The sequence below is a fragment of the Sporosarcina beigongshangi genome (assembly GCF_033485195.1).
In the GTDB taxonomy this organism is placed as follows: Bacteria; Bacillota; Bacilli; order Bacillales_A; family Planococcaceae; genus Sporosarcina; species Sporosarcina beigongshangi.
Map to the genome: position 1 here is coordinate 110,674 of NZ_JAWLIR010000006.1, position 26,262 is coordinate 136,935.

Below are 26,262 nucleotides of genomic sequence, written 5' to 3' on the forward strand. Positions count from 1 at the left end.
ACGTGCTGTTTCAAAAGATGGATTTACTCCTGAAGTATGCATAATAAAAAAATGCCGAAACGTTGAATTAACAATGTTTTGGCATTTTTCAATTCGATTAATTTTATTGGAAAAGGGACTTATTAGACAGCGCCGTTCTAATTTACATAAATCTGGTTGGATATACTTGTTAATTTTTCAATAATTCCATTATGGATAGTCTCATGCTGTGCTCTAATCCGATAGGAGTAGCCGCGAATCACTTGAGCTTGCTTAGAGTATGAAACGGAACTGGAACCATAATTTGTTGCGGGACCGATCGTTAAAACATCTACCCATTTGCTTTGAGAGGGATTCCATTGTTGTAGGTATAGAACCACCTTAATCGTATTAACAGGAATATAGGCATTGGTACTTCCGCTTACCCTAAGGGTTGACTCCGTAAGAAGTTCCAATAATGAATGGCCGCTCCTGATGTGTTGAGTAGAAAAAGGTGCGAAATCAATTGGGAAATTTACGAGTCCATCTCCCGAATAGTCTGTTGGAATGACTTTGGGAGGCATAGTAGGTATTGAATCTTTTTCAGCAGCCAAACTGTCATGTGCGGTCCAGCCCATTGTCACAATTGCAAATAGTAGTAAAAATATTGCCCGATTTAATAATTTCATTGCTCTCTCACTCCTTTAATTGTTGTTATATAGTTAACGAACAGAATAGAAGAATTGTTCCGAGAATATAATTTGGAATTTGGGAACAATGAACTAAAGTAATCCATCTTTTACATACGAGGAGCTACGCTTGTTGCTTTTTTGACTTGGGAATAGATGAGATTTTACGAAATAAATTTTCTCAAACAGCCCGCTAGTTATGTGTGGTAGTGTTACTTATGAAGCTTATCTTGTGTGCAACTTTAATTTTAGTACCACAAATAATTTGAGACAGCAAAAGCCAGGTTCCGTGTTAAGAACCTGGCTTTTGTCTGATGATCTACATTATTTTTTGCTTGGTTTTAATTTTAAGGCTTTGCTCAATTTCTGCGTGAGAAAATAAGAAATGGCGGCTGCTGCAAGAATCGTTAGCACTGGCATGAAGGCGCCTAAATTATAGACAACATCATTCTTTACTGAAGTAACATCCGGCTTGTACAGCGTCGTTAAAATGGCTCCTACTGAAACTTGAAGGGCCAAGTAAAGTACCATGAAAATGACAAGAAAGATTGCGTACTTTTTCAACATAATTTTCCCCCAAGTCTTTGGTTAAATTTCTTTCAAAACATTTTTAATCAGATGGACAAAAGCATTGCGTGATTTAGCAGCAACGGCAATCACATCTTCATGGCTCAAAGGTTCGTCTAAAATGCCAGAGGCCATATTCGTTAAGCAAGAGATTCCCAATACTTTTAGTCCAGCATGAGTTGCGACAACAGCTTCAGGTACTGTTGACATTCCAATCGCGTCTCCACCTAAAATGCGAATCATTCGGATTTCAGCAGGTGTTTCGTAAACAGGGCCACTCCACCAGCCGTAGACACCTTCACGTAATGTAATATTATGCTCCTGTGCCACCTGCAACGCTGTATTTCTTAACTCTTTGTTATAAACCTCGGAAGCGTCCGGGAAGCGTGTCCCTAAATCATCATTATTTTTACCAATCAACGGATTGATACCAACTAAATTAAGGTGATCGGTGATTAACATCAACTCACCTGGATTAAAATCTGTATTAACTGCTCCACAAGCATTCGTAATCACTAGTTTTTCGATGCCTAATGCTTTCATGACGCGTACAGGGAAGGTTACTTCATCTAACGAATAGCCTTCGTAAAAATGGTAACGCCCTTTCATAGCGACAACAGTTTTTCCTTCCAATTGACCAATCACTAACTCATTGGCGTGACCCACAGCATCTGATTTCGAGAAAAAAGGGATGTCTTCGTAGGGAATGACAACACTATTTTCGATTTCATCTGCAAGACTTCCTAATCCAGATCCTAAAATAATCCCTATTGCAGGAGTAGCTGTTGTTTTGCTAAGAATATAATTTTTTGCCTCTACAATTTCTTCTGTTTTATGCACGGGAGTGCCTCCTTTTTATACTACAATAGCCATTGATTGTTTTGCCTACAATCAACTACGTAATCTATATACACAATACCATTTTGAATCTGGTAAATAAGTAGATACCACTTACCCATCAAAAGCTTATAGTACTTTCCGGACGGTAGATAAGGATTTTCCAACCGCGGACTTCTTTCTGGCATAGTCTCCAGTGAATTTGCCTGTTTTTGAAAATCAACAATTAAGTTTAGAGCAGCTTGTTCATTTACTTGGGCTAAAAAGCGAGAGTGGGATACGAGCATTTGCGTGGCGCGTTCCGAGACAATAACAATATGTTTCTTGTTATCGTTTTCCATCCAACACTTCCTGCACAGCTTTTTTCATCATTAAAGTAACATCATCCACACTATATCCAATTCTACCGGAAAGTCGATCTTCTTCTACTGCGACCAGATTTTCACGCAGCTTTAACATGCTTTCACGCTTTGCAAAGGCCGTAATGTCCATCACAACAAGATCACCTTCACCATTTTTTGTAAGATATACAGGTTCTCCAGTCTCTTTACATAGTTCTGAAATTTGGTTGTAGTTTTTGCGAATTGCAGCTGAAGGTTTTATATTCAACATAAGTCATCACTCCTTTTCGTGGCACTATTGTATACCTATTGTATGCTAATTATACCACAATGAATGGTTAATACCTTGTTTTTAAACCTTCAGATTACTTGCTCAACCATTGCCTGTACTAACTCCTCAGCAGTCACTAGCTGTTCCCCCCCACCTTGTACAAATGCATCATTACCGCCGCCTTTTCCGTTAATAAGGGGAAGTGCAGCAGCTGAAACTTGCTTCATGCTTGTTTCGATGGAAGCTCCGCGTGCGGCAACAAATTGCAGTCGGTCTTCATTATCAGCGACGAGAATTGCTATGACATCCTCATCGTCTGTCACCAGCAGTTTAGCAAGCTTTTGTAATTGTTGAACAGTACGTCCTGTAAAGACTGCTTTGACAATGCCTTGCTGCCGGGTATTCAACAGCTCCTTCGCTTCAAATGTTAACAACGTGTCTTGCGCTTCCTCTAGCGATTTTTCAAGTGAATGATTGGTAGCTAGCAGTTTCTCAATAGCTCCGGCAACGCCGTCTTCAGGTGCACTTAACAATTGGGAGGCTGCCGTCAGCTGCTGATTTTTTTGATGTAATTGCTGCAACACACGCCCGCCACAAACAAAATGCACACGCACTTTGCGCTTTTGCTTTTCTGTCGATAAAATTTTCAGGGCGCTTACTTGCCCCGTGGAACTTGGATGTGTACCACCGCAGCCGTTATCATCAAAGTTCGGAATGATAACTAACCGAATTTCATCCGTCACAGTCAGCTGCTTCCGAAGTGAATACTGGTCAAGCTCGCCCTCCGTCACCCATTTAGTCTCAATGAGCCTGTTTTCAAGGATGATGTCATTCGCCAATCGTTCCGCGGCAGCCAGTTGTTCAGGTGAAACCTCTTCCACGTCCAAATCAATCGAAACCATCTCTTTTCCTAAATGAAAACTAATCGTTGGAAATCCGAATAACTCGACAAAGGCAGCTGACAAAATATGTTGTCCCGCGTGCTGCTGCATATGGTCAAAGCGACGCTCCCAGTCAATAACACCCTCCACTTCACTTGCCGAAGTAAGACTTTCCGCCACCATATGTCGAACCTCACCACCCACCTCTTCTACATGAAGCACCGAAATGCCATTCAATGTCCCCGTATCAGCGGGCTGGCCCCCACCCTCAGGATAAAAAACTGTATTGTCTAATACGACATAAGGTCGTCCTTGCTCATCTTGTGCAGCTTTAATAACGTGCGCTGTAAACGATTTACAATAGGCATCTATGTAATACAACCGATTTTTTAACATCTCATCGACTCCCGTTAGTTGTTTTGTTTATTTTACCACGGATGAAAAGATTTGATTCGAAATCATCATAAAAACACATAGCCTTTAGCATGAAGCTTGCTAAGGACTATGTGTTTAGGATGATAGGCGTTTATTTTTAGAAAAGGAAAGCTTTATGAGTAAGGTCTCATACTTCTCTGGCCACACGTTTTTCATCAGCAGTGTTAAAAATAGGAGGCCTATTAAGAGCGTAGTAGAGAGGATGCTTATTAATTTAAAGAAAAGTGTTTCTTGAAATCCGCCATAGCTGATGGAGATTATAACGCTACTTATTACAATGAAGGATAGAACGGGTATTAATTGAAAAAATATGTCACAGTTTTTATTACGGAGAAACTGCATCATATATGGAGAAATTAAAAAAATCAATCCGATATAAAGCAAAACGACAAGGACGTCTATGAAAACTATGAATTTGTCCATTACTCTTCAGTGCCTCCTTCTAGTAAATCATGTACTAAATTTATACCCGTTCATATATGTTATTATGCATTCTGCTAGTATTAAATTTGAACATCTGTCAAGCATAAAACTGCCCATGGCGGTTATAAAGCTCTTCATGACAACCGCAGGCGAATTAATAAAGGAGAGCTGATTAGGTAAGCTCTCCTTTGCTTATTATTCAACAATCTCAAAGCTCTTTAGCATATGATGGAATCTTGCACCATGGCCTTCTGCGGCTTCGAGGAAGTAGTTTTCTGTAATAACGAAACTGCCTTGCTTGCCATTGCTGATGACATAGGCGGTGACGACCTTACTTTTAGCATCGTTACCTGCCAAACCGTGCAACCAGAACCCTTGAATCGGTTCAGTCACTGTTTCGACTGCTCGCAGCTCTGGAAAATCTTCTTTCAATTCAGCCTCTATTTTAGTGACGAGGTCTTCAGGTTTTTCATCTGTAACTTGTTTAATTTCCATCGTTACTTCCGGATACTGTGCTGGAAGTGGCTCGATTGTTGTGATAATGTCGCTATCCTCACCGTTCATCATTTTGTAACGCGTTTCATCGAGGTAAATCACGTAATCAGCGTTTGTTCCTTCGTTCAAATGAACGTCGGTTTCTTCATCTTGACCTTCAATGCTTTGAATAATCTCTTTTTCAGGAACAAATAAATCTTTAATGCCTTTCATAAATGCTGTTCCCGTATCCGTTGTGAAACTGAATACGATGGCAAGGGCTGCTGCCGCTGTTAGGATAATCGGAACTATACGATTTTTCTTCTTCATTTTCTTCACATCTCCTCTGTGTACAACAGGCTCTTCGCTGAATAATTTTTGTTCGAGGCTGTTCCAAATTTCATCTTGCAGGCCATCAGTTTGTTGTTTGGTCTGTTTGTCCAAAGCTTCCTTTGCTTGTTTATCGACAGGATTCATTGTGAATCACCCTCCTTTTCCGCTAAATTCAACTGTTCTTTTAACCGTTTTCTTCCTTTGAATAACCGCGACTTCACAGTGTTATGATTCAGCTCAAGAATGTCTGCAATTTCTTTTTCAGTAAAACCCTTGATATATTTTAAAATGAGCGGAATCCGGTGCAGATCATCTAACGATTGAATCGTGTCGTATAAGACAGATAGATGATCGAAGGATTGTTCAGCAAGGGCTGGGTCATTTTCTAAATCAGGATGCTCGAACTTGGAAAGAGGTGACTCTTTCTTTAGTAATCGGAGGCATTCATTCGTCAAAATCCGGTAAAACCATGGATCGAATGGTAGCTCCGGATTATAGCTATTTATTTGTCGATACACGCGGATGAACGTTTCCTGTACGGCATCTTTCGCCATTTCACGGTTGCGGGTCATGGCATAAGCTATTCGAATGGCGTAGTCTGAATAGGCTTCGTAAAAATAGCGGAAGGACTCTTTATCGCCAGCCTGAATGTTACGGATCCAGTCGTTGTTTTTCACTTTAGCTTCACTCCTTTCAGAACGGCTGTATTTTGCCGCTCTTACTATACATACCCTTATAAGCTTGAAAAAGTTTTCGAAGGGGGAATATTTTATCACCTGAGCGTAAAATCGTATGCTAATCGATGAAGTTGTGTAGAATAAAGGTTATGAATAAAAAACTTACAGGGGAGAGATACATATGAAAATTGTAGCGCTTGTGGGAAGTTTACGAAAAGGTTCATTTAATATGCAGTTAGTGAAAACGATTGAACAGAGATATAGCCATCTGTTTAAGCTAGAAATTGCGGATATCGGCAGTTTGCCACATTATAATGAGGATGATGAAAAGACTCCATCTGAGGTAGTGAAGCAATTTAAACAGCAGATTGCGGAGGCAGATGCTGTTATTATCAGTACACCTGAATTTAACTGGTCTGTGCCAGGAGTGCTACAAAACGCATTGGACTGGACCTCAAGAGTGGACCGTCCGCTTGTTGGAAAACCAGTTTTACCAATGGGAGCATCCCAAGGAGTGCTAGGTACTGTAAGAGCACAATTGCATTTACGCCAAGTGTTGATGAGCATGGGTGTCAACGCCAAAATAATGCCACCTGCAGGTAATGAGATTTTCATTGGAGCGGCGGGGCAGAAATTTGCGGATGGTGCACTGACGGATGAACCGACATTACAATTTTTGGATCAAGTGATTGATAGATTTGTCGCTTTTGCAAAAGAACAGTAAGCCAATTGTTTTTTCAATAAATAAGGAAAACCGTACTTTGATTTCGAATGACGAAATCGAAGTACGGTTTTTGTTTAAACCATTTTCACCATATGATGAAACGGCTCACCTATGATTGTCCACGGTGATACGATTTCGTAGCCGAGGCGTTTGTAGAGACGGATGGCAGGTTCTTTTTGTGTTTCGACATTCAAGGAAAGTTTCCTGATGTCCTTTTGCCTTGCAACGTCTTCCGCATAGGCAAATAGTTGAGAGCCAATTCCTTCGCCGCGAAACGCAGGATCGATGCAGACCGTGTCGATATACAATTCATCCACCAATGATTCAGCGTCGATTTTAGTGTTCGCAGCACCTTTTTTAGCAAGCCAATCACTTAAGTTTCGATCGAGTGCAGGGGCGTCTTTACCTGGGTACAAGACTATAATCCCTGCAACTGTACCGCTTAGTTCCGCTATATATGTATAGAGGTAGGAATGCCGATTGTCATTCTGCCTAAATAATTCACATAGCCCTTGCTCTACCAAATCCCATTCCGTTTCACCTGTCATACGTTTTGCGATATCCCCAATCGCATCGATAATGAGGGGCGCGGCGCTCTTGGCATCGTCTGGCTGTGCTTGTCGTATTGTAATTTTCAACTGTAAAATCTCCTTTGTCTATCATAATTATTGTAACAAAGTGACTGCGTTTGAGAAAAGTAAAACAGCCCACCGCAAAATGCAATGGGCTGTTTAGCTATCGGGTATATTTCAATCGCCGCTGTGCCAGTGTTGGTAATGTCATGCCCACCAAGATAACGAGGATGCCGACAACTTGGAGAGCAGTGAGCGTTTCACTCAGTAAAATGACAGAAACAGTGACAGCTACGGGTAATTCCATTGCGCTTAAAATCGACGTCATCGCTGTGCCTACTTTTGGCACGGCAATGGAGAAGAGGTAAATCGGAATGACAATCCCGAACAGACCGAGGATCAAACCGTAGATCCATAAGCCCCCGGCGAATAGCGTACCATTCCAAACGATTTCCGGCGTTTGGAAAAAGAAGATAGCAATTGCTGCAAAGAACGACGTGAACAGCAGTCGGGTTTCAGTGTCCATGCCTTCAATTTGCCGCTGGTTAATCATCACAAATGACGCAAAGCTAACAGCCGAAGCCATTCCCCATGCCCAGCCTTGCCACGGAATACCGCTAAGATCTGCATCAATCACACCTGCGGCCAAAATTGTTCCGGCGAAAAGGAACAGCAAGGAAATGACTTCAACACGTTTTGGAAGACGTCGCCTCGCAATACAATCGAACAACATGCCAATCCAAGTGAATTGGAATAGCATAACAACAGCAAGTGATGCAGGCATATATTCAATCGCTTGCCCATAAACAGTCCCCGTCGTTGCCGTAAATAAACCCGCGAGAAGTAGCGTATAGCCACCTCCGAATTTTGGAACCTTATGTCTAACGATCATAAAAACAATAAGAGCTATGAAAAAACCGACGAAGTATTGGCTTGTCACTGCTTCCGCAGCGGTAAAGCCATCTCGGATTGCTAGTTTAATAATTGTTGAAAGAATTCCGTAGCAGCTCGCCGCAAAGACGATGAGTAACGGGTACATCCATTGTTTCATAAAAATCCCCCATTCTATTCCATTCGCTAGTATAGCACGGTTTGGTGAAATTAAGCATGTCTGAAGTCTGACCTCTCTGAAATGGAGCCAACGATGGATTGACCCTTCCTGTAAATCGTGTTCCATGATACGATGGGAAAAATGAATTTATCTAAATTCAGCAGATGTATTTGTACTGAAAGCGAAGCGTCAGCTACAGAAGGCCCCCACGATCCATAAGTGGCGGGATGAATGAAAAAAACCTTTCATTCAGCGGGAGTCCAAACAAATGCTGAATCGAGATAAAGCCTCCGGCGGATGTCACGGATTTTTTAGGGTAGCTTTTCGAGCAAGCTCGAAAAAAATCCGGACGCAATCACGCCGAGGCGTGATTGATAGGGGAGTATTGTTATGATGGATTCAAAGAAAAAGCATGTATTGATTTACGGCGATGCGTTTGTTGATTATATAGCAGAGGATCAGTCGAATTCGGCGTTCGTCACATTTCTTGGTGGAGCCACGGTAAATGTAGCGGCGGGCATTTCGAGACTGGGCGCAGCTTCTGCATTCATTACGGTGACAGGGGATGATGAGACATCGAAGTTTGTGCGGGATGAATTGAGCAAAGAAGGCGTTGATTTGTCATTTGCAAAGCTGAAAAAAGACAAGCGTGTAAGCGGGGTTTATATACATTTGACGGAAGGCAATGATCGTATTTTCCACACTTATGTTGATGAAACGCCAACTATCCAAATAGAACCTTCTGATCTAACTGATCAGGCATTTCAAGAGGCCTCCGTTCTGCATATTTGTTCGGGGACGATGTTTCAACCGACGGCTTTAAAGACGACACGGGAAGCCGTCCGATTGGCAAAAGCAACAAATCTATTGCTGTCGTTAGATGCGAATATTCGTCCGCTCCGTTGGGAAAGTGAAGCGATGTGTCGTGAAACGATTATGTCATTCATCACCGAAGTCGATTTATTGAAATTAACCGATGAAGAACTGTTTTTCTTAACGGAGACAACGACGCTTGAAGCTGGAATTGCTAAACTGGCAACCTATCAGGTACCGGTTATTCTAATTACAGCTGGGGAAATGGGGACATATGCGGTCATTGATGGTGTTCACACACATGTGGCTGTTGAACCCGTGGTACCTGTCGATACGACGGGAGCAGGGGACGCTTTCATTGCAGGTATCTTGCGTCAAATCCACTTGAAAGGCAAGCCTGTAAATCATGATGAGTGGATAGACTACATTTCATTTGGCAATAAACTTGGTGCACTTTGCACGAGCAAACCAGGCGCTCTATCGGCCATGCCACGGCTTGAAGAAATTGAAGAATGACGAAAACCTCCCTTTTGCTGGGAGGTTTTTTGTGTTACACGATCCTTTTATGTTATTCATATCTATATTTGTTCTATGAAATATAGAACAACTCTGTTATACTAGGGATATAGCAAAATAAAGAAAGGATGTGGAGTGAATGTCTGAACTTGCAAGTATTCCGTGGAATCTCATACTACCGTTAATTGTCCTTCAATTTATCTTGATGGTTGTTGCACTCATTGACGTTATCCGTCATCAGCGGACGAATGGACCATTTATCATGTGGATTTTTATCATTGTCCTTGGTAATTTAATAGGGCCCATTTTGTACTTTATTTTTGGGAGGCGGCAGGCATGACATTTTTGCTTCAAATAGATCACTTGACGAAGAGATACGGGGAATATAAGGCGGTAGATACTGTATCTTTTGAGTTGGAAGAACATACATCCACTGCCTTGATAGGACCCAATGGGGCTGGGAAAACGACGACGCTGTCTATGCTTGCAGGTCTAGTATCGCCGACAGAAGGAACAATTCAGTTCCAAGGAGATGCCAAGCAAGATATCCGGTCAATCATTGGATTTCTACCACAGTACCCAAAGTTTTTTCCCTGGCTATCTGCGCTAGAATTTACAGAAATGGCTGCGCGGTTAAGTGGTGTTGCCGCGAAGCAAGCGACAGTGGAAGCGAAAAAGACCTTGGAGTTTGTCGGACTTGGTGAGGCGATGCATAAGAAAACAGGTACTTTTTCGGGTGGGATGAAGCAACGGCTTGGGCTAGCACAGGCCATTGTTCATAAGCCCAAATTGTTGTTGCTTGATGAACCTGTATCCGCATTGGATCCAGTGGGACGTCGCCAAGTAATGGACTTACTGAAAGAATTGCAACAGCAAACGACCATTTTGTATTCGACGCATATTTTGAATGATGCAGAAGAAATGACGGATCAACTGTTGTTTTTACGCCAGGGGAAGTTAGTTGAGCATGGCTCGCTCGATGAAGTGCGTTCCCGCTATGCGGAACCACGGCTTGTCATTGAGTTTGAACAGCTGGGGGAATTGCAACGTTTTACAGCCATCGCCAAGTGGCAAATGATTGTAAAAGGGTTAACTGTCTCTATTGATATTGGAGCAGAAGGAGTAGATATGTCAGAGATGCTGTCACTGTTAAGTAGTGGAGCATTTTCAGTGCGGAAAGTTGAGCGGCAGACGGCAAGCCTTGAAGATATCTTTATGAAAGTGGCGGTGATCTGATGACTGGATTTGGCGTATTGTTACGGAAAGAATGGCGCGAACATATACGGAACTTCAAGGTTTTATGGATTCCACTCGTCTTTATTATTTTTGGTGTACTGGAACCAATTACTAATCATTTTTTACCGGAAATTATGAAGAGTGTTGGCAATATGCCTGAGGGAATGGATTTCCAATGGCCGGAATTTCGAGGCGAGGATATTTTTGCTTCTTTACTTGGTCAGTATCAGTTCATTGGCATTCTTATTATCGTACTAGCTTTCATGGGGACAATTTCGGGTGAGCGGAAAAATGGAACAGCAACACTGCTTTACGTTCGTCCCTTATCATTTCTAGCTTACTTTTTAAGTAAATGGATTATCGTTAATGCACTTGTTCTAGGCAGTGCATGTCTGGGATTCATGGCGTCATGGTATTACATTGACATTCTTTTTAGCGCTGTTGATGTGGGCTCAATATTTGCTTTTATTGCAACGTATAGTTTGTGGCTCATCTTCGTTGTCACGGTTGTTTTGGCGTTGAGTGCATGGCTACCAACAGGTGGTGCGGCAGGCTTGGCGATTGTGATTACGCTTATTTATCAAGTGATTGATTCACTGATTGGTGCGTATTGGGCGGTGTCGCCATGGAAATTAGCGACTTATGCAACATACTGGTTCCAAGCGGATACCGATATGTCAGATTTATGGATGAGTGCTGGTGTAACAGTCGTAGTCATTATTGTACTGATCCTATTTGGCATTTTTATGTCGAAGCGCAATGCAGCAAAAACAACGGTGTAATCATGCTTCCGTGGTATAATCCGTAAAAAGGACTCTACCGACCGGAGGGATTTTGATGAGTGGACGCAATTCTGATCGTTTCATTATCGCATTTAATCGCATTGAAAAATCGTTGGAGAAGATTAGTGGGTTAAGTAGCTATATGCCTTTCTCACGTTTAATTGATAAAACGAAGAATTTGAATGCGGTTGTGCGTAAGTTTGAAGTGGATTTACGAGAGTGTGCTGATTTACGCAATGCGATTGTCCATCGTCGAACGGATGTCGATTATGCAATTGCTGAACCGCATGATAATATAGTTGAACTCATCGAGTATATTGAGCGGGAATTATCAAAGCCTATAATAGTTGGTGATCTGTTCCAAAGAAAAGTGCATACACTACAGGCTTCCGATACGCTTGCAACAGGCTTGAAACTGATTCATGATAAAAGATTCAACCAAATTCCAATCTATGAAAACCGGAAGTTCGTAGGGTTAATTACAGCGACAGGCATTACGTATTGGCTTGCGGATAAAGGGACAGATGAAATCATTTCCCGGGAAATTCCGACGCTCCTCGACATTCATTATCATGAAAAACAAAAGAATACGTATCGTTTCGTTGAAAGAACATTATCCGTCTATGAGGCGGAAGAATATTTCAAAAAGGCTGTTGTTGGAGGAAAACGCCTTGAAGCACTTCTGATTACGGAGAATGGCAGGTCTGAGGAAAAGCTACTTGGCATTATTACTCCGCTTGATTTGATGAGAATTAATTGAACAAAGTAGTGCCCTCGTTCATTATGTGACGAGGGCACTACTTTGTTTCAAAAATATTAATTATGAGTAAAGATACGCAAAAATGTCCGAATATTATGTATAATAGTGTGGACAAGCTTTCTATATTTAGGAGGGGTTGGAATGATAAGAAAAGGTCGATTTGCTTTATGGCGGAATAAGGAGTTTGAGCTTATTTCTTACCAGCGCTCTTACTATTTACGGTCAGAAAATCCGTCCGATAAGGAGTGGGGATTTAGAGGAGTGAAGGGTGATGAGTGTACTTTCATCAAACCGGTTTCAATTGAGGAACTGGAGGATGCATACGAGGTCATTCCTTACACGATGATTTTGGGTTATCGTTTTGCATTTGCAGGATGTGACGTGGAAACGGGTAAGGCTATACTTGTGACAGTCAATCCGTTTGTACAAGATAAAATTGACGTCCGCCCATATGGGAAATTTGAATACATAATTGAAGTTCCTCTTGAGGAAATCAAAATAGAGGAAGATCGAGTTCCGATACTGGGATTTGAAGAATCTTACCAATGAAAAGGACCATTCTATCCATCGCTGATGAGGGATAGAGTGGTCCTTTTCATTGGCGTAATAGTTGCAAAACTGCATAGCCTTGTTGCATATGCATGGCGAGCATTTTACAACCCTATTAGTTTTAATAGTTAGTTTTTATATCGGTTATTTCAAAAATAATGAACCAGATATTTAGCTATGTTAAAAAGGTTAAGAATGATGGGTATAGTAAGTAAGGAAATGAGCGTTTGAAACGGAGGAAACAGAATGATTGAGAATTTTAACGTTCGGAAAGAGTTGTTTGAAGACACTCAACATGAAACAGTGCACTTTGGGTTGACATTGGATGGTAGGGAATACCAAGGATATTATAAAGATGGTGAAGTAAATTGGTTTCAAATGCAGCCAAACCAAGAAAATCATGAAATGTCGCTGGAGGATTTAGAAGTTGAGGTAAGACGGAAATTTGGAGAATGGACAGTGGAATAAGTGATAAGCCACCTTATTAGAGGTGGTTTTCTTTTTTATTGGACAGCGTATGATGGGATTTAGGTTGTTATAATTTAGGAGGATGGAAAATGAAATCGAAGCGTAAGGTAGGCACGGACGGCCAATAAAGTGCCCTTTATCGACACAGAAACTCTAGTTACACAGTATTACTCGGAGCTGTATAACATCGGGAAAGGTTTGGACATGTTAACGGAAGTAGCAAAGCTATCAGACTACGGCTTATATATTTATTTGGAACCAGATGTGGTATAGGTGAACGATGGTATGCGCGTGCATGGCGATCAGTCCATCAGTCCATTCGGGAAGACAATAACCACGAACTCAAGAAAATATTTGATGAAGCAGGTGTCAACTATGTCGTTGTAAGCGATAATTACGAAGAGCGTTTTGAAACTTGCGGGGCTCTGGTGAAAGGGATTATGAAGTGAATAGGGGAAGCTTTCCGCAAATTGGGAAGCTTCTTTTTTATGGTCAAAAGTGCATTTTAACAGATTGAAAACTATAAAAAAGTCCAATGTTGTATGAAAACTGGTTAAGAATGCCATGCTTTATTCTATGTGAAAGATAGTTATACAAAGGAGGATGAAAGATGGCAGAAGATAAAAAGGGATTGTCAAGGCGGGATTTCCTGAAGACGACTGGGATTGCGACGGGGGCTCTCGTAGGAGGGGGGCTCATTGGGGGACTTGTCGGTTATAACGTCCAAAAGGAAGGTCAGGTTGCGGGGACAGGTGGACATAAAGGGGCAGGCGGTGAGCCGGCTGCTGTTAACAATCGAGGCTTAATGTTCTTTACGAATATGGCTGAATTCAATGTATTGGCCCAGGCAGTTGAACGGATATTTCCGGAAGATGATCTTGGTCCGGGTGCTATTGGATTAGGCGTACCATACTTTATCGACAATCAATTGGCCGGAAACTACGGGAGCAATGTGAAAGAGTATATGCAAGGTCCCTTTTTTGCGGGCGAATCAACGCAAGGCTATCAAAGTAGGCTGACGCGTGGAGAGATTTTTAGACAAGGGATGATCAGGATGGATGAGGAGGCGAAGAGACGGTTTGAGAAAAACTTTGTCGACCTTGAGGGACAGCAAATGGATGAAATCATTACAGCATTCCAAAAAAATGAAGTCGATATGAAAGGAGTATCCTCGGAATTCTTCTTCAAGCTTCTGAGGCAGGCAACATTGGAAGGCGCCTATGCAGATCCCATTTATAACGGCAATGTGAATATGGATGCCTGGCGCATGAAGGAGTTTCCAGGCAATCAAATGACGTATATCGCCGAAATTGAAAATGAAAAGTTTGTGAAATATGAACCAAAATCATTAAGCAGTATGGAACATTAAGGGGGAATCACAAATGGTAACCACATTGGATAAGGTAGATGTCGTGACGGTAGGCGTTGGCTGGACAGGCGGTATTATTGCTGCTGAATGTGCAAAAGCGGGACTGAAGGTCGTCGGATTAGAACGTGGTAAAGACCGTAACACGGCCGACTTTTTAATGGTGCATGATGAATATCGATACGCCATGCGCTACGATTTAATGCAGGATTTATCAAAAGAGACGATTACTTTTAGGAATCATCGAAAGATGCGGGCATTGCCGATGCGACAAATGGGGTCCTTTCTGCTCGGAGAAGGGCTTGGTGGTGCAGGCACACATTGGAATGGACAAACATGGCGCTTTTTGCCGTATGATTTTGAAATAAAGTCGATGACAGACAAGAAATATGGCAAGAACAAGCTGTCAGCCGACTACCAGCTTCAAGATTGGGGCATTACGTACGATGAGCTGGAGCCTTATTTCGATAAATTCGAGAAGACAGCCGGTTTATCGGGGGAGGATAAAAATCCATTCGCAGGAAAACGCTCTTCTCCTTATCCAACACCCGCTATGAAAAAAACACCTATCTTAAAGAAGTTTGAGACGGCGACCAGTAAACTCGGCTATACACCTTTTATGTTACCATCGGCAAATTTGTCAGAGGCTTATACAAACCCTGATGGTGAATCCATTTCAGCATGTCAATATTGTGGATTTTGCGAACGATTTGGCTGTGAGTATGGTGCGAAGACATCACCGGAAATAACGGTTGTTCCGACTGCAAGAAAAACGGGGAATTTTGATGTCCGTTTCCATGCGAATGTCGTAGAAGTGATGAAGCAGGGGAATAAAGTGACAGGTGTAAAGTATATTGATACCCAAACGGGAGAAGAATATATACAACCAGCAGAAGTTGTTGCGCTCACGAGTTATGTCATGAATAATGCGAAGCTTTTAATGGTTTCAGATATAGGAGAGCAGTATAATCCGGAAACTCAAAAAGGAACACTCGGTAAGAACTATGCTTATCAAATTCTTCCTGGGGCTACAGGTTTTTTTGATGAACAAATGAATGTTTTTATGGGAGCAGGATCTCTTGGCATGACGATTGATGATCTCAATGGGGATAACTTTGACCATAGTGATTTGGATTTTATTCATGGCGGGAGTATTTCCATCACGCAAACAGGTACTCGTCCAATCCAAACGAATCCGATTCCACCCGATACGCCAACATGGGGAGCAGAATTTAAGAAAGCGTCTATTTATAACTATACAAGAACACTAAATGTCTCGACAGAGGGGGCTTCGATGCCGCACAAGGAAAACTTTATGTCGCTAGATCCGGACTATAAAGATGCGTATGGTGTTCCGCTGCTCCAGTTAACGTACAATTTCACCGATCAAGATCGAAATTTACACAAGTATTTAACGGCAAAGACAAGTGATATTATGAAGGAAATGGGTGCGAAGACGGTGATGGCGGGAAGTCCCATTACAAACTACGATATCGTTCCTTATCAGACAACGCATAACACAGGCGGAACAATTATGGGAGCCAGCCCCGACAATAGCGTCGTCAACAATTATTTACAACATTGGGATGCCGATAATCTCTTTGTAGTCAGCGCTGGAAACTTCGCGCACAATAGTGGCTATAATCCAACGGGAACAGTTGGTGCTCTCGCCTATCGAGCCGCCGAAGGGATTATCAACTACAGTAAAAATGGTGGATCACTCGTATAAGTATGAAAGGAGACAGTCGAAATGAGTTTAGCAAGTATCGGTGTTCCTGGTTTAATTATCATCCTTGTGATTGTTCTCATCTTGTTTGGACCGAGAAAGCTGCCAGAAGTGGGTGCAGCGGTCGGTAAAACGCTCGCGGAATTTAAAAAGTCGGCGCGGGATATTATAGATGATGAAGAGCCAACCCTGAAGGACTTAGAAAAAAAGCGCATTGATAAGTAGGTGATGGTATGGATCCATATGGAGACCACAACCGAAAAATTTTAAGTCCATTGGATAAAATAAGTGTTGTGAAGCAGGAAGATGTGGTGGTTGAAGTAAAGGAAAGTGTTGTCGAAATTGTTCATAAAGAACCTGCACTAGACTTGGAAAGTAACCCATCTCTTGTCGATCACTTGACCGATTTGAGGAAGCAGCTAGTTAAAGGTGCAGCTGTTTTTCTGTTCTTTCTCATCGTCATCTTTTCGACCATCAATTTCTGGTTCCCTTACGTCACCCGAGGGCATGAACTAATTATTCTTGGACCACTGGAAGTTGTGAAATTTTATATGTCGATTTCAACAGCGCTGGCTTTTGGATTAACACTGCCATTCCTTAGTCATTTTCTTTGGCAATTTGTGGAGCCAGGGTTGAACGAACGGGAAAGTCGTTTTCTAAGTTTGTATTCGCCTGTCATGTTCCTGCTATTTCTTGTCGGCGTCGCATTCGGTTATTTTGTCGTCAATCCACTCAGTTATCAATTTCTTGTTGCACTTGGAGCAGTCAATTTCAATGTGATGGTATCGGCGCAGGAATATATCGGCTTTCTGCTAATGACAACGATGCCCATTGGCCTGTTATTTGAGCTGCCCATTGTGACGCTGTTTTTGGCGACCATCGGCTTGCTTACTGCAGGATCGATGAGAAAAGTACGTAAATGGTCGTATCTTGCGATTGCGGTTGTTTCGGCTTTGATTACGCCGCCCGATTTTGTCAGTCAGCTCCTCGTACTCATTCCAATGGCTTTGCTGTATGAAGCAAGTATTTATATTGTGATGTATGCAGAGCGACGGAGTGCGGTTGCAAATGAAACCTTATAAAGAAATCGGCACCCTAAATGCGGGTTGCCGATTTTTTAAGCGCTTTAAGAATTTTTTTGCATACTGCTTTTAGGAGCGAGCGATTCAAACTGCTTCATCAATTTGTCCCTGGCCCCTTTATTTCTCATTAAATAAGCTGCGCCGAGCCCGAGTGCTGCCATCGCTATTTTGTTCATAGGTATTGTCATCTCCTTGTCGCTGTATTTTTGAATCATCTTACTATGCCCGAGTTCCGGAATGCTAATCAGAAAAATGTTAAGTTATTTGTTCCGATTGGTATACTAAGCTCTCCGTATTCTATGGGAGTAAGAACAATTCAAAGCCTAGACACAATTACGCAGAGGGGTGACTGACTAACTAGAACTTTGGGGACCTCATTCGTTTTGCAACGGATAATTAAAAGGATTTGGCAATGCTTATCTCGAATCTTTAATTTATAAGAATTTTGGATTTGGGAAGGAAATAGAGTTTACGATGGGTTCAGCTGATTTTCAGACGATGAGGAAGGTGTGACGATTTTCAGTACATGCATTAAAGTGAATGAATGGATGTCGAAATTCCATGGGAAATGGGGAATCGCTGGTGGTTGGGCGATTGATTTATTCATTGGCAAAGAAACACGTATCCATTTGGACATAGAAATTGCCCTATTTCGAGAAGATCAACATATGCTGAAAAAGGCATTACCAGATTGGTCATTTGAAAAAGCTGTGAAGGGTGAATTGATCACTTGGGAAGAAGAGTGGTTGGAATTGCCGATTCATGAGATTCACGGTGTTCATAAACAGGTAGGTGAACGGTTAGAAGTATTGCTGAATGAAACGAAGGATGACGAGTGGATATTCAGAAGGGAATCATCGATTTCATTACCGGAGAGCTCACTTTTTCTTGATTCAAATGAAGGAATTCCTTATCTGCATCCGGCAGTTGTTTTGCTATACAAAGCGAAAAATGCACGTGAGAAGGATCATGCTGATTTTAATGCAGCGAAGGATTTGCTGAAGGTGGAAGATAAAGAGTGGTTACGCAAGGCGCTTGTGGTCCACGTTCCTAGACATGAGTGGATTCATGAATTATGAATTGTGGCACCGATTCTTCTTAAACTAACGGGGCAGGTTAGTTTAAGTGAAACTATTATAAAATTTATTCGTATAGGTGTATTAAGGGGATTATTAGTTGACTAAGGAGGATTAGTTATTTTGTCGGATAAACCTAAGTGTACTGTATGTGATAAAGAAATTAAGGAAGATGACGTTGTTTTTGTAAAAATGCGTTACCCAAAGCGAAAGGGTTTTACTGAGATAAAAGCTTATTTAAAAAACGAAGGAAAATTCATTTGTGAAGACTGTTTTAGTAATAAATCCTATTAAACTTTATTCAACTAAACGGGTGCTTTAATTCAAGAGCATGACTGTCAATAGACGGTCTTTTTTTATCCCCCTTAGGTGCCCTAACTTGCCTTAAGGTGAGTTAATGTGAGGTGCCGTAAATTATGAGAAAAGGAGCGGCAGTATGAATAAAATCATGGTCATCGGGGTGTCTTCTGGTGCTGGGAAATCGACGTTTGCGCGCCGATTAGGTGAATTGACAGGTATTGAAGTGACGCATTTGGATCGGTTATATTGGAAACCGAATTGGATAGAGGCCCCGTCAGAAGAGTTTTCAGCAGCACAGCAACAAGTTGTCCAACAGGAACGCTGGATTATGGAAGGGAATTATACAGGGACAGTCTATATTCGCGAGCCGCACGCAGACACCGTTATTTACCTCGAACTTCCATTGAGGGTTTGCTTGTACAGGGTGTTAAAACGGAGAGTGCAGTATCATGGGAAAACACGACAAGATATTGCTGATGGCTGCAAGGAAAAGATGGACATGGCGTTTCTAAAATTCATCGTCACGACATATGGCGCGCGGAAAAAGGCCATGATGAAGCGAATGGATCGTTATGCGGAAGAAGGGAAGACTGTGCATTACTTGAAAACACCTGCACAGATTGATGGTTTTTTGGCGACGTACGTACATAAAGAGAAGTAAAGCCGATTGTATTGAAGGTTAATCGGCTTTAACTTTTTACAATGGTTTCTTGCTCAATCCACGTTTTTGACCAGCTTTCAATTTCTTGCATAATCGGCGTGAGTGACATGCCTTTTTCAGTTATAGAGTATTCAATTCGTACGGGTGTTTCTGGATACACATTACGGATAACAAAGCCTTGCTGTTCGAGGTCTTTCAATCGCTCTGTTAATGTTTTGCCGCTGACACCAAGTTTGTCGGTCATTGTACAAAAACGCTGTGGCCCTGTCATTAATTGATACAAAATAAGGGTGGTCCAACGTTGGCTTAGGATAGAAACGGCTTTTTCGAAGCGGGGGCATAGTTCAAATTCGTTCATCTACATTCAACTCCTTTTGTTGTAAACTTTCTTGTTGACAATAGTTATTATAACATATAAAGTTAGTTACATAAAGTAAGTTACTTACGGAACGTGAAAAAAGGAGGAATATAAATGAACTTTCATACAGCACCGATTATTTACACAGGGGAAGTACATCTTAATGTTTTAGATTTGGAAAGGTCAGTCCAATTTTACAAAGAAGTGATTGGTTTTAAAGTACTTGAGGAAGCTGCGGATAAGGTTGTACTAACGGCGGATGGTAAGACACCGTTGCTAATTGTCGAACAACCGGAACATGTTACGCCGAAAGAGGCACATAAAGCTGGTTTGTATCATTTTGCATTGTTACTGCCGAAGCGAGCTGATTTAGGTGCAATTATTAAGCATTTTATCGAGCATCAGGTACGAATTGGGGCTTCGGACCATTTGGTGAGTGAGGCGCTTTATTTGTCAGACCCAGACGGTAATGGCATTGAAATTTACATTGATCGTGATCCTGCCGTTTGGAGTTGGGACGCGGGTAAAGTCGCGATGAGTACAGATCCATTGGACGGTGACAGTATTGTTGCGGAAAGTGGAAATCAGACGTGGGATGGACTTCCTTCTGGGACAGTTATGGGTCATGTTCATTTGCACGTAGCTCACTTGCCTGAAACGGAAACATTCTATAATGCACTTGGCTTTGAAGTTGTTACGAATTATCCACAAGCATTGTTCATGTCGAATGGCAAATACCATCATCATATTGGTTTGAATACGTGGAATGGCGTAGGAGCACCGCGTCCAGCTGAAGGCAGTGTTGGACTTCAATCCTTTGCGCTCGTTTATCCGACTGAGGCAGTGTTGAATGAAGCACTTGCGAAAGTGGAGGTGTTAGGGGTGAACGTGGCGTCTAGAGGCAGTGAGTTTGTAGTGGAAGACCCTTCTGGCAATCGAATTGTGCTACGGGTTGGGTAAGATTTTATAGGTAAGGAACAGGGACTTTGAACCGTATTGGTTTGAGTCCCTTTTTTTCTACTTTCCAAATGTTTCTTAGTATACATGAATAATTTGAAACTTCTTTCGACGTCATCCGTATAACAGCGTATACTTAAAAATAATGAAACGGAATTATGTTGTGTATAAGAGGAGTGAAATATGTGACGAAGAAACTGTGGTTTCAAGTAGGTGTCGGGATACTACTTGCGATGCTAATCATTAAATACTTTATGGAGATAAAAGGGATTTTTACGCCTTTGGTCATTGTTGCACAAGCCATATTCTTACCGTTATTACTTGGTGGCGTACTTTACTACATTACTGAGCCAATTCAACGATTTTTGGAAAAGCGTAAAGTACCTCGTTGGGGGAGTATTCTTACGATAATTATAGGTTTGGTTGGGGTTATATGGCTTGTGATTTCCTTCGTCGGACCGATGGTAACACAACAAGTGAATACTCTCGTTGATAATGCACCAAAACTCGTCAAGGAAGTAGAGGCAATGACAGATTATGCATGGAGCCATAAAGATCAGATTCCTGAAAGTTTCCAGGAATCAATCGAAAGTGCTACAGCAAAAGTGCAATCAATTGCAGTCGGTTTTGGTAAGTGGATCGTCCAGTTTCTACAATCGTTCCTGCAAGCGGTGTTCTTACTTGTTCTCGTTCCGTTTTTCTTTATCTTTATGTTGAAAGATCACGAGAAATTAGCGCCTTTTATCTATAATTTCTTTTCAGGCGAACGGCGTGAATGGATCCGGAAAACACTTCAGGACATCGATCATGCTCTTCGATCTTACATTCAAGGACAAATGCTGATTAGTTTTATTGTCGGTATCATGTTGTTAATTGGCTATTCACTCATCGGGCTACAATATGGACTTTTACTCGCGATATTCGGATTATTTATGAATCTCATTCCGTTCATCGGGCCATGGATTTCAGCTGTGCCTGCTATCATTATAGGCTTTATCCAGGAGCCAAAAGTCGGTATTCTTGCCGCGGTTGTTATGGTTGTTTCCCAACAAATTGAAAGCAACCTGATTACGCCAAATGTCATGGGGAAATCATTAGATGTCCATCCCCTCACTGTCATCACCGTTATTTTGGCGGCCGGTAATATCGGTGGTTTCCTTGGCATCATTCTTGCTGTTCCGACATATGCAGTCGGCAAAGCAATTGTGAAAAACATTTATGAGAGACGGCGAGATATCCAGCAAGCCGCAACGAAAAATGTATAGTGAAATAAGCCCTTTGACATAGACATGTTAAGGGCTTATTTTTTGATGTTAACTTTATAGGACAGCCATTCAGCTCGTCTAATCCTTTCCCTCGAACTTGAATTATACTCAGTCCCCATCTTCACAAATGTATGAAATCACCTGCAAACTGGATAAGCTATTGGGAAAAAGGATGGATGTTATGTGGACTGAATTTCCGGTTATCCATACAAATATTTGGGATGCTTTTTGGGCGATACCTGCTATTCTTCTAATTATCTTGCTGTTGAGAGTGTTGTTCAAACTACCTGAAAGTTGGTTTTCAACCGTTGCTACCTTTATTGGCCTTATTTTATCCATTTTCATCAGTCACCCTGGAAATTTACCGGCCGGTATTTTCATGGGATTTTTCTATGGCGCTGCGGCGAGTGGAACGATTTATTCAATGAAGGTCTGGTATAAGTCTTACCGAGAGAAATGAATTCATTTTAGTGGGCAAAATCCACATTGCATGAGGCCAGGAACATCCTTTGAGAAGCAGCATGTTGTTCGAACTTCGGTATTCAGCAATGCAGATGGTTCGCGTCCTTTTAAATAGGTGGCAAATAAAGATCGGGGGGCGATACCTTCCCACAGTGCGTCGTCTTTCAGCATGTTAAGATCAGCGCGGGCTTCTTCAGCGGTACCTGGATTCGACAGCAATACATGGTATTGCCAAAGAAGGAAACCGAAAATGTTTTCCCATAATGTTAGCGGGGATACGGATGCGATGGTGCGAAGCTGTTTGATAACAGCGTTACACTCTTCGACTAAAATGAGTCTGATGATATCACGACGCTCATTGTCCTCTACATATCTCCAATCTTCCGCAAAGGCAAATGTACTAATGGCCAACTTTCCATACTCTTCTTTGGCACCGAAAACAAGACGGTCTTTTTCTCCGTCCCACACTTCGTCATAGGTAGCTAGATTGGTAAATTGCATGGCAACGAACATGCCGAGGCGGCGCATGAAGTATGAGGCGGCGACGGTCTGATTTGGGCTACTACTTACCGCTTGGATAACATTCAAAACATCTTCTATTTGATTCACATCAAGTAGTGTGTCAAATGTGAACAGTTTTCGATTAGGAGATTCCGTATAGACACTGTACATATTTAGTTGTTTGAGTTGGTCCACAGTTAGGTTTGTCATGCTTTCATTATATGTGCGTCACATTAAAACGACAAGTTGAGTGTGTAATTATAGTAGCGTCTTATGAAATCCGCGGAGACTCCAAGCTCCATGGATTTTTTTGTTTCAAAACCACCAAAGATAGCCGTTCCTCCGCGCTTGCCCAACACACTTTTTTAGGCAGACACATATTATTTGAATGAAGAGGTGGTGAACGTTGAAAAGAGATGACAGGCCTATGCGATATGATCCATATGAAATTGAACAGCGTGAATGGAGACAGAGGCAAACAAAGGAACGGTTGAAACAAATGTTGACAATCGCCTCGCCGGTATTTCTACTTTTGTTGTGGGAATTCATGTCGAGGACGGGAATACTTGATATTCGCTTTTTCCCGCCACCTTCCGCTATTGTCAGCACGTTTTTCGATATGATTGCCAGTGGTGAAATGGCCAATCATATTGGTGTGTCGTTATATCGGATTTTCGTTGGATTTCTGCTCGGAGTTATACCGGGCGTTATTATCGGGTTGCTAATGGGGCTTTATTCGCCGATTCGACATTTTGTGTCTCCAATTGTGATGGCGCTTATGCCGATTCCTACACTTGCTTTGCTCCCCATTATTATCATTCTTTTCGGCATCGGGGATTTGTCGAAAGTCGTAACAATCGCAGGAAGTGTCTTTTTTCCTGTCGTTATTAACACGGCTGCTGGCGTCATTAACATCGACTCAATCTATTTGGATGTGGCAAAAAATTATGGAGCAGGAAGAGTGAACTTTTTCCTGAAAATTGCTTTGCCAGGAGCTATGCCAGTTATGCTGGAAGGCATTCAAATGGGGCAGGCGATTGCACTTCTCACAATTGTAGCTGCGGAAATGATGGGGGCTACGTCTGGAATTGGCTATCTGATTTGGACCTCCTACAAGGCATTCCTACTTCAAGAAATGTATGTAGGTCTTATCCTCATTTCGTTTTTTGGCTATCTGTTCTCGTTAGTGCTCCGAGGCATTCAGAAGAAAATGTTACCGTGGAGGTGAGCAGATGGGGAGGAAAACAAAGATTATCATCCGCAATTTAACGAAGGCTTTTTATAAAAAACAAGCGAGTGTCACAGCGCTCGATGATATCAATTTAACGGTCGAGGATGGGGAGTTTGTCTGTCTTGTAGGTCCGAGTGGTTGCGGGAAAACAACACTTCTCCGTATTTTAGCAGGCCTCGAGCATCCAAGTATTGGCGAATTTACGATTGCAACAGATGGCGAGGAGCGTCCGCTTCAGTCGATGGTGTTCCAAGAAAGGGGCATCATTCCGTGGCTAACTGTAAAGGAGAATGTAGCGTTTGGTCTGAAAATGCGCCATATGCCGAAGGAAGTCATCAAAGAGCGGACAGCGTACTATTTGAAGAAAACGGGGCTTGAAAAGTTTTCATCTCTTTATCCAAAAGAATTATCCGGGGGAATGAAACAACGGGTGAGTATCGCGCGAGCATTTGCAAATGATCCGGAAATTCTATTGATGGATGAACCGTTTGCTGCGCTTGATGAACAGAATAAATTCATCCTACAGGAGGAATTGCTGTCGATCTGGTCTGAAACAGGGAAGACGGTTCTTTTTATTACCCATAGTATCGATGAAGCATTATTGCTGAGCGATCGCATTTTGCTTATGAGTTCGCAGCCGGGGAGAATTATTCGGGAAATCAAAGTTGATATGCCACGTCCGCGAAAAATGGAGGATATTCGGGCAAATCCAGTTATGGCAGGACAGTTTGTAGAAATATGGCAGCACCTGCAAGAAGAAGTACAACGATCAAGGTTGGAAAATGAATGACAAGGAGAGATTCCATGGCGAAGTGGATGAAAAGTGGATGGTTGATGGCGTTATTCGCAGTTACGTTAGTTGCTGGGGCTTGTTCTCCAAAAGAGACGACGAAGCCAGTGCCAGGGGGCAAAGCGCCGGTTACGGTGACGGAGGACTATCCTTCTGGTGATTTGGCGCCACTTGACGAGCGGGTAAAAGTTATTATTGCAGAAGATGGTGCGGCTTCTGGTGCGGGTTTTTATATCGCGAAAGAAAGAGGATATTTTGAAGACTATAATATTGAGGTAGAGTTTGCTCAATTCGCCAATAGTGATGATATGCTACCTGCACTTGCAGCAGGTGAAGTGGACATTGCAGGCGGCGTTTCAACAGCATCATTTTTCAATGCGATTGCACAAGGGATTGACGTCAAAATTATTGCTGATAAAGGGCATAACGTGCCTGGTAAATCCTATTTCACATTTGTTATCGGCAATCATATGGTCGATGAAATAAAAGAGTATAGTGATTTTAAAGGGAAGAAAATTGCTGTATCATCACGCAATTCGATTGACGGCTATATTTACGAGGAAATGCTTAAGCATGCTGGTTTAACCGAAGATGATGTCGAATTCGTACTCATGGGAGACTTCGGCAGTATGCTAGGGGCAATTAATGGAGAAACAATCGATGCCGCACTCAATATTGAGCCGCTTATCGCACAAGGTGTTGATCAAGGTTTCCATGTCCGATTTGGTGATACAACTGACTATGCGCCAGAATCTCAAATTGCAATGGTGCTCGGCTCTCCCCAATTTATGTCTGAGGAGCAGGATGTTTCATTACGGTTCATGTCTGCCTACTTGAAAGGTGTTCGTGATTATAACGATGCCTTTATTAAAGACGTTGGTAAAGACGAAGTGGTCGAAATTATGACGAAGCATACGGCATTGAAAGACCCTGCACTTTGGGATAAAGTGAACGTTACTGGACTTGATCCAGACGGAAAAATGTTCATTGAAGACATTAAAAAGCAGTACGATACGTATAAAGCGAACGGCGCGATTCGTGGAGATGTCGATTTAAATAAAGCGATTGACACATCGATTACGGAGAAAGCAGTCGAAACCATTGGGGAATATGAACGTTAGGAAATAAAA

34 protein-coding genes are annotated in these 26,262 nt (G+C 42.1%); 21 read left to right on the forward strand and 13 right to left on the reverse strand.

Features of this window, described 5'->3' with window-relative positions:
* Positions 1-137: 137 nt before the first annotated feature.
* The 8 genes from R2B77_RS04950 to R2B77_RS04985 form a co-directional block, all read right to left on the reverse strand.
* The gene (locus tag R2B77_RS04950) at positions 138-647 is read right to left on the reverse strand and encodes a hypothetical protein (protein ID WP_203247410.1); all 510 of its coding nucleotides are present in this window, start codon (positions 645-647) and stop codon (positions 138-140) included.
* Between the two features lie 324 nt (positions 648-971).
* Positions 972-1,214, reverse strand: a complete 243-nt coding sequence (locus R2B77_RS04955; protein ID WP_203247411.1) for a hypothetical protein — start codon at positions 1,212-1,214, stop codon at positions 972-974.
* Positions 1,215-1,235: 21 nt separating this feature from the next.
* A complete protein-coding gene (locus tag R2B77_RS04960) occupies positions 1,236-2,054 on the reverse strand; it encodes a purine-nucleoside phosphorylase (protein ID WP_203247412.1) in 819 nt (272 codons plus the stop codon).
* Between the two features lie 20 nt (positions 2,055-2,074).
* Entirely contained in the window at positions 2,075-2,392 is a 318-nt protein-coding gene (locus R2B77_RS04965; protein ID WP_203247413.1) for a type II toxin-antitoxin system RelE/ParE family toxin, read from the reverse strand.
* Entirely contained in the window at positions 2,379-2,663 is a 285-nt protein-coding gene (locus R2B77_RS04970) for a type II toxin-antitoxin system Phd/YefM family antitoxin (RefSeq protein ID WP_203247414.1), read from the reverse strand. Before R2B77_RS04970 ends, R2B77_RS04965 begins: the two co-directional genes overlap by 14 nt.
* A gap of 89 nt (positions 2,664-2,752) precedes the next feature.
* The gene (locus R2B77_RS04975) at positions 2,753-3,940 is read right to left on the reverse strand and encodes an alanyl-tRNA editing protein (protein ID WP_203247415.1); all 1,188 of its coding nucleotides are present in this window, start codon (positions 3,938-3,940) and stop codon (positions 2,753-2,755) included.
* Positions 3,941-4,597: 657 nt separating this feature from the next.
* A complete protein-coding gene (locus R2B77_RS04980) occupies positions 4,598-5,353 on the reverse strand; it encodes a hypothetical protein (RefSeq protein WP_203247416.1) in 756 nt (251 codons plus the stop codon).
* On the reverse strand, positions 5,350-5,886 hold the full coding sequence (locus R2B77_RS04985) for an RNA polymerase sigma factor (RefSeq protein WP_203247417.1): 537 nt from the start codon (positions 5,884-5,886) through the stop codon (positions 5,350-5,352). The genes R2B77_RS04980 and R2B77_RS04985 overlap by 4 nt, the downstream gene beginning before the upstream one ends.
* Positions 5,887-6,067: 181 nt before the next feature.
* On the opposite strand from R2B77_RS04985, the gene R2B77_RS04990 reads away from it, so the two are divergent.
* Positions 6,068-6,610 carry an NADPH-dependent FMN reductase gene (locus R2B77_RS04990; protein WP_203247418.1) on the forward strand — a complete coding sequence of 181 codons (543 nt, stop codon included), beginning with the start codon at positions 6,068-6,070 and terminating at the stop codon, positions 6,608-6,610.
* 74 nt (positions 6,611-6,684) lie between these two features.
* Here R2B77_RS04990 and R2B77_RS04995 read toward each other — a convergent pair whose 3' ends face one another.
* The gene (locus R2B77_RS04995; protein WP_203247419.1) at positions 6,685-7,248 is read right to left on the reverse strand and encodes a GNAT family N-acetyltransferase; all 564 of its coding nucleotides are present in this window, start codon (positions 7,246-7,248) and stop codon (positions 6,685-6,687) included.
* A gap of 97 nt (positions 7,249-7,345) precedes the next feature.
* Positions 7,346-8,233, reverse strand: a complete 888-nt coding sequence (locus tag R2B77_RS05000) for an EamA family transporter (RefSeq protein ID WP_203247420.1) — start codon at positions 8,231-8,233, stop codon at positions 7,346-7,348.
* A 390-nt stretch (positions 8,234-8,623) separates the two neighbouring features.
* Between R2B77_RS05000 and R2B77_RS05005 the strand changes: the two genes are divergently transcribed.
* The 11 genes from R2B77_RS05005 (at position 8,624) to tatC (ending at position 17,531) form a co-directional block, all read left to right on the forward strand.
* Positions 8,624-9,562, forward strand: coding sequence for a carbohydrate kinase family protein (locus R2B77_RS05005; RefSeq protein WP_212391444.1), 939 nt, complete (start codon positions 8,624-8,626; stop codon positions 9,560-9,562).
* Between the two features lie 139 nt (positions 9,563-9,701).
* A complete protein-coding gene (locus R2B77_RS05010; protein WP_203247422.1) occupies positions 9,702-9,902 on the forward strand; it encodes a PLDc N-terminal domain-containing protein in 201 nt (66 codons plus the stop codon).
* Positions 9,899-10,798: an ABC transporter ATP-binding protein gene (locus R2B77_RS05015; protein WP_203247423.1), complete on the forward strand. Its 900-nt coding sequence runs from the start codon at positions 9,899-9,901 to the stop codon at positions 10,796-10,798. The genes R2B77_RS05010 and R2B77_RS05015 overlap by 4 nt, the downstream gene beginning before the upstream one ends.
* Positions 10,798-11,580 (forward strand): ABC transporter permease, encoded by a 783-nt coding sequence (locus tag R2B77_RS05020; protein ID WP_203247424.1) that lies wholly within the window; start codon positions 10,798-10,800, stop codon positions 11,578-11,580. Before R2B77_RS05015 ends, R2B77_RS05020 begins: the two co-directional genes overlap by 1 nt.
* Before the next feature lie 55 nt (positions 11,581-11,635).
* On the forward strand, positions 11,636-12,340 hold the full coding sequence (locus R2B77_RS05025) for a CBS domain-containing protein (protein ID WP_203247425.1): 705 nt from the start codon (positions 11,636-11,638) through the stop codon (positions 12,338-12,340).
* 141 nt (positions 12,341-12,481) lie between these two features.
* Positions 12,482-12,889, forward strand: coding sequence for a hypothetical protein (locus R2B77_RS05030; protein WP_203247426.1), 408 nt, complete (start codon positions 12,482-12,484; stop codon positions 12,887-12,889).
* A gap of 246 nt (positions 12,890-13,135) precedes the next feature.
* Complete coding sequence (locus R2B77_RS05035) at positions 13,136-13,357, forward strand: DUF5342 family protein (RefSeq protein WP_203247427.1); 222 nt, start codon at positions 13,136-13,138, stop codon at positions 13,355-13,357.
* A 610-nt stretch (positions 13,358-13,967) separates the two neighbouring features.
* Entirely contained in the window at positions 13,968-14,726 is a 759-nt protein-coding gene (locus tag R2B77_RS05040; RefSeq protein ID WP_203247428.1) for a gluconate 2-dehydrogenase subunit 3 family protein, read from the forward strand.
* 13 nt (positions 14,727-14,739) lie between these two features.
* Positions 14,740-16,452 carry a GMC family oxidoreductase gene (locus R2B77_RS05045; protein WP_203247429.1) on the forward strand — a complete coding sequence of 571 codons (1,713 nt, stop codon included), beginning with the start codon at positions 14,740-14,742 and terminating at the stop codon, positions 16,450-16,452.
* A 21-nt stretch (positions 16,453-16,473) separates the two neighbouring features.
* Positions 16,474-16,674: a twin-arginine translocase TatA/TatE family subunit gene (gene tatA / locus R2B77_RS05050; protein ID WP_203247430.1), complete on the forward strand. Its 201-nt coding sequence runs from the start codon at positions 16,474-16,476 to the stop codon at positions 16,672-16,674.
* A gap of 8 nt (positions 16,675-16,682) precedes the next feature.
* On the forward strand, positions 16,683-17,531 hold the full coding sequence (gene tatC / locus R2B77_RS05055; protein ID WP_203247431.1) for a twin-arginine translocase subunit TatC: 849 nt from the start codon (positions 16,683-16,685) through the stop codon (positions 17,529-17,531).
* A 44-nt stretch (positions 17,532-17,575) separates the two neighbouring features.
* Here tatC and R2B77_RS05060 read toward each other — a convergent pair whose 3' ends face one another.
* Positions 17,576-17,707: a hypothetical protein gene (locus tag R2B77_RS05060; protein WP_322555656.1), complete on the reverse strand. Its 132-nt coding sequence runs from the start codon at positions 17,705-17,707 to the stop codon at positions 17,576-17,578.
* Between the two features lie 333 nt (positions 17,708-18,040).
* Here R2B77_RS05060 and R2B77_RS05065 point away from each other — a divergent pair, with 333 nt between their 5' ends.
* From R2B77_RS05065 to R2B77_RS05075, 3 genes are all read left to right on the forward strand, one after another.
* Entirely contained in the window at positions 18,041-18,610 is a 570-nt protein-coding gene (locus tag R2B77_RS05065; RefSeq protein ID WP_203247432.1) for a nucleotidyltransferase domain-containing protein, read from the forward strand.
* 117 nt (positions 18,611-18,727) lie between these two features.
* Positions 18,728-18,901 (forward strand): Fe3+ hydroxamate ABC transporter substrate-binding protein, encoded by a 174-nt coding sequence (locus tag R2B77_RS05070; RefSeq protein WP_322555660.1) that lies wholly within the window; start codon positions 18,728-18,730, stop codon positions 18,899-18,901.
* Positions 18,902-19,043: 142 nt separating this feature from the next.
* Positions 19,044-19,568 (forward strand): P-loop NTPase family protein, encoded by a 525-nt coding sequence (locus R2B77_RS05075; RefSeq protein ID WP_203247433.1) that lies wholly within the window; start codon positions 19,044-19,046, stop codon positions 19,566-19,568.
* Positions 19,569-19,596: 28 nt separating this feature from the next.
* Here R2B77_RS05075 and R2B77_RS05080 read toward each other — a convergent pair whose 3' ends face one another.
* Positions 19,597-19,926, reverse strand: a complete 330-nt coding sequence (locus R2B77_RS05080; RefSeq protein WP_203247434.1) for a winged helix-turn-helix transcriptional regulator — start codon at positions 19,924-19,926, stop codon at positions 19,597-19,599.
* Positions 19,927-20,040: 114 nt separating this feature from the next.
* Between R2B77_RS05080 and R2B77_RS05085 the strand changes: the two genes are divergently transcribed.
* The 3 genes from R2B77_RS05085 (at position 20,041) to R2B77_RS05095 (ending at position 22,608) form a co-directional block, all read left to right on the forward strand.
* On the forward strand, positions 20,041-20,886 hold the full coding sequence (locus R2B77_RS05085) for a VOC family protein (RefSeq protein ID WP_203247435.1): 846 nt from the start codon (positions 20,041-20,043) through the stop codon (positions 20,884-20,886).
* 182 nt (positions 20,887-21,068) lie between these two features.
* On the forward strand, positions 21,069-22,148 hold the full coding sequence (locus tag R2B77_RS05090; RefSeq protein WP_203247436.1) for an AI-2E family transporter: 1,080 nt from the start codon (positions 21,069-21,071) through the stop codon (positions 22,146-22,148).
* A 181-nt stretch (positions 22,149-22,329) separates the two neighbouring features.
* On the forward strand, positions 22,330-22,608 hold the full coding sequence (locus R2B77_RS05095; RefSeq protein WP_203247437.1) for a hypothetical protein: 279 nt from the start codon (positions 22,330-22,332) through the stop codon (positions 22,606-22,608).
* Between the two features lie 2 nt (positions 22,609-22,610).
* Here the strand turns inward: R2B77_RS05095 and R2B77_RS05100 are convergent, their stop codons facing one another.
* The gene (locus R2B77_RS05100) at positions 22,611-23,306 is read right to left on the reverse strand and encodes a hypothetical protein (RefSeq protein WP_203247438.1); all 696 of its coding nucleotides are present in this window, start codon (positions 23,304-23,306) and stop codon (positions 22,611-22,613) included.
* Positions 23,307-23,538: 232 nt separating this feature from the next.
* On the opposite strand from R2B77_RS05100, the gene R2B77_RS05105 reads away from it, so the two are divergent.
* The 3 genes from R2B77_RS05105 to R2B77_RS05115 are packed head-to-tail and all read left to right on the forward strand — an operon-like array spanning position 23,539 to position 26,253.
* Positions 23,539-24,339: an ABC transporter permease gene (locus R2B77_RS05105; RefSeq protein WP_203247439.1), complete on the forward strand. Its 801-nt coding sequence runs from the start codon at positions 23,539-23,541 to the stop codon at positions 24,337-24,339.
* 4 nt (positions 24,340-24,343) lie between these two features.
* Positions 24,344-25,132, forward strand: a complete 789-nt coding sequence (locus R2B77_RS05110) for an ABC transporter ATP-binding protein (protein WP_203247440.1) — start codon at positions 24,344-24,346, stop codon at positions 25,130-25,132.
* Between the two features lie 26 nt (positions 25,133-25,158).
* The gene (locus R2B77_RS05115; protein WP_212391487.1) at positions 25,159-26,253 is read left to right on the forward strand and encodes an ABC transporter substrate-binding protein; all 1,095 of its coding nucleotides are present in this window, start codon (positions 25,159-25,161) and stop codon (positions 26,251-26,253) included.
* Positions 26,254-26,262: the final 9 nt, after the last annotated feature.

Excerpts from the sequence above, each read along its gene's own strand:
- R2B77_RS04965 (WP_203247413.1), bottom strand. The coding sequence starts at position 2,392 with ATGGAAAACGATAACAAGAAACATATTGTTATTGTCTCGGAACGCGCC.
- R2B77_RS04950 (WP_203247410.1), bottom strand. The coding sequence starts at position 647 with ATGAAATTATTAAATCGGGCAATATTTTTACTACTATTTGCAATTGTG.
- R2B77_RS05020 (WP_203247424.1), top strand. The coding sequence starts at position 10,798 with ATGACTGGATTTGGCGTATTGTTACGGAAAGAATGGCGCGAACATATA.
- R2B77_RS05095 (WP_203247437.1), top strand. The coding sequence starts at position 22,330 with ATGTGGACTGAATTTCCGGTTATCCATACAAATATTTGGGATGCTTTT.
- R2B77_RS05110 (WP_203247440.1), top strand. The coding sequence starts at position 24,344 with ATGGGGAGGAAAACAAAGATTATCATCCGCAATTTAACGAAGGCTTTT.
- R2B77_RS05040 (WP_203247428.1), top strand. The coding sequence starts at position 13,968 with ATGGCAGAAGATAAAAAGGGATTGTCAAGGCGGGATTTCCTGAAGACG.
- R2B77_RS04975 (WP_203247415.1), bottom strand. The coding sequence starts at position 3,940 with ATGTTAAAAAATCGGTTGTATTACATAGATGCCTATTGTAAATCGTTT.
- R2B77_RS05085 (WP_203247435.1), top strand. The coding sequence starts at position 20,041 with ATGAACTTTCATACAGCACCGATTATTTACACAGGGGAAGTACATCTT.
- R2B77_RS05045 (WP_203247429.1), top strand. The coding sequence starts at position 14,740 with ATGGTAACCACATTGGATAAGGTAGATGTCGTGACGGTAGGCGTTGGC.
- R2B77_RS04955 (WP_203247411.1), bottom strand. The coding sequence starts at position 1,214 with ATGTTGAAAAAGTACGCAATCTTTCTTGTCATTTTCATGGTACTTTAC.
- R2B77_RS05075 (WP_203247433.1), top strand. The coding sequence starts at position 19,044 with ATGAATAAAATCATGGTCATCGGGGTGTCTTCTGGTGCTGGGAAATCG.
- R2B77_RS05080 (WP_203247434.1), bottom strand. The coding sequence starts at position 19,926 with ATGAACGAATTTGAACTATGCCCCCGCTTCGAAAAAGCCGTTTCTATC.
- R2B77_RS05000 (WP_203247420.1), bottom strand. The coding sequence starts at position 8,233 with ATGAAACAATGGATGTACCCGTTACTCATCGTCTTTGCGGCGAGCTGC.
- R2B77_RS05005 (WP_212391444.1), top strand. The coding sequence starts at position 8,624 with ATGATGGATTCAAAGAAAAAGCATGTATTGATTTACGGCGATGCGTTT.
- R2B77_RS05010 (WP_203247422.1), top strand. The coding sequence starts at position 9,702 with ATGTCTGAACTTGCAAGTATTCCGTGGAATCTCATACTACCGTTAATT.
- R2B77_RS04970 (WP_203247414.1), bottom strand. The coding sequence starts at position 2,663 with ATGTTGAATATAAAACCTTCAGCTGCAATTCGCAAAAACTACAACCAA.
- R2B77_RS05105 (WP_203247439.1), top strand. The coding sequence starts at position 23,539 with ATGCGATATGATCCATATGAAATTGAACAGCGTGAATGGAGACAGAGG.
- R2B77_RS04990 (WP_203247418.1), top strand. The coding sequence starts at position 6,068 with ATGAAAATTGTAGCGCTTGTGGGAAGTTTACGAAAAGGTTCATTTAAT.
- R2B77_RS05015 (WP_203247423.1), top strand. The coding sequence starts at position 9,899 with ATGACATTTTTGCTTCAAATAGATCACTTGACGAAGAGATACGGGGAA.
- tatA (WP_203247430.1), top strand. The coding sequence starts at position 16,474 with ATGAGTTTAGCAAGTATCGGTGTTCCTGGTTTAATTATCATCCTTGTG.
- R2B77_RS05035 (WP_203247427.1), top strand. The coding sequence starts at position 13,136 with ATGATTGAGAATTTTAACGTTCGGAAAGAGTTGTTTGAAGACACTCAA.
- R2B77_RS05060 (WP_322555656.1), bottom strand. The coding sequence starts at position 17,707 with ATGAACAAAATAGCGATGGCAGCACTCGGGCTCGGCGCAGCTTATTTA.
- tatC (WP_203247431.1), top strand. The coding sequence starts at position 16,683 with ATGGATCCATATGGAGACCACAACCGAAAAATTTTAAGTCCATTGGAT.
- R2B77_RS05025 (WP_203247425.1), top strand. The coding sequence starts at position 11,636 with ATGAGTGGACGCAATTCTGATCGTTTCATTATCGCATTTAATCGCATT.
- R2B77_RS04980 (WP_203247416.1), bottom strand. The coding sequence starts at position 5,353 with ATGAATCCTGTCGATAAACAAGCAAAGGAAGCTTTGGACAAACAGACC.
- R2B77_RS05115 (WP_212391487.1), top strand. The coding sequence starts at position 25,159 with ATGAAAAGTGGATGGTTGATGGCGTTATTCGCAGTTACGTTAGTTGCT.
- R2B77_RS05030 (WP_203247426.1), top strand. The coding sequence starts at position 12,482 with ATGATAAGAAAAGGTCGATTTGCTTTATGGCGGAATAAGGAGTTTGAG.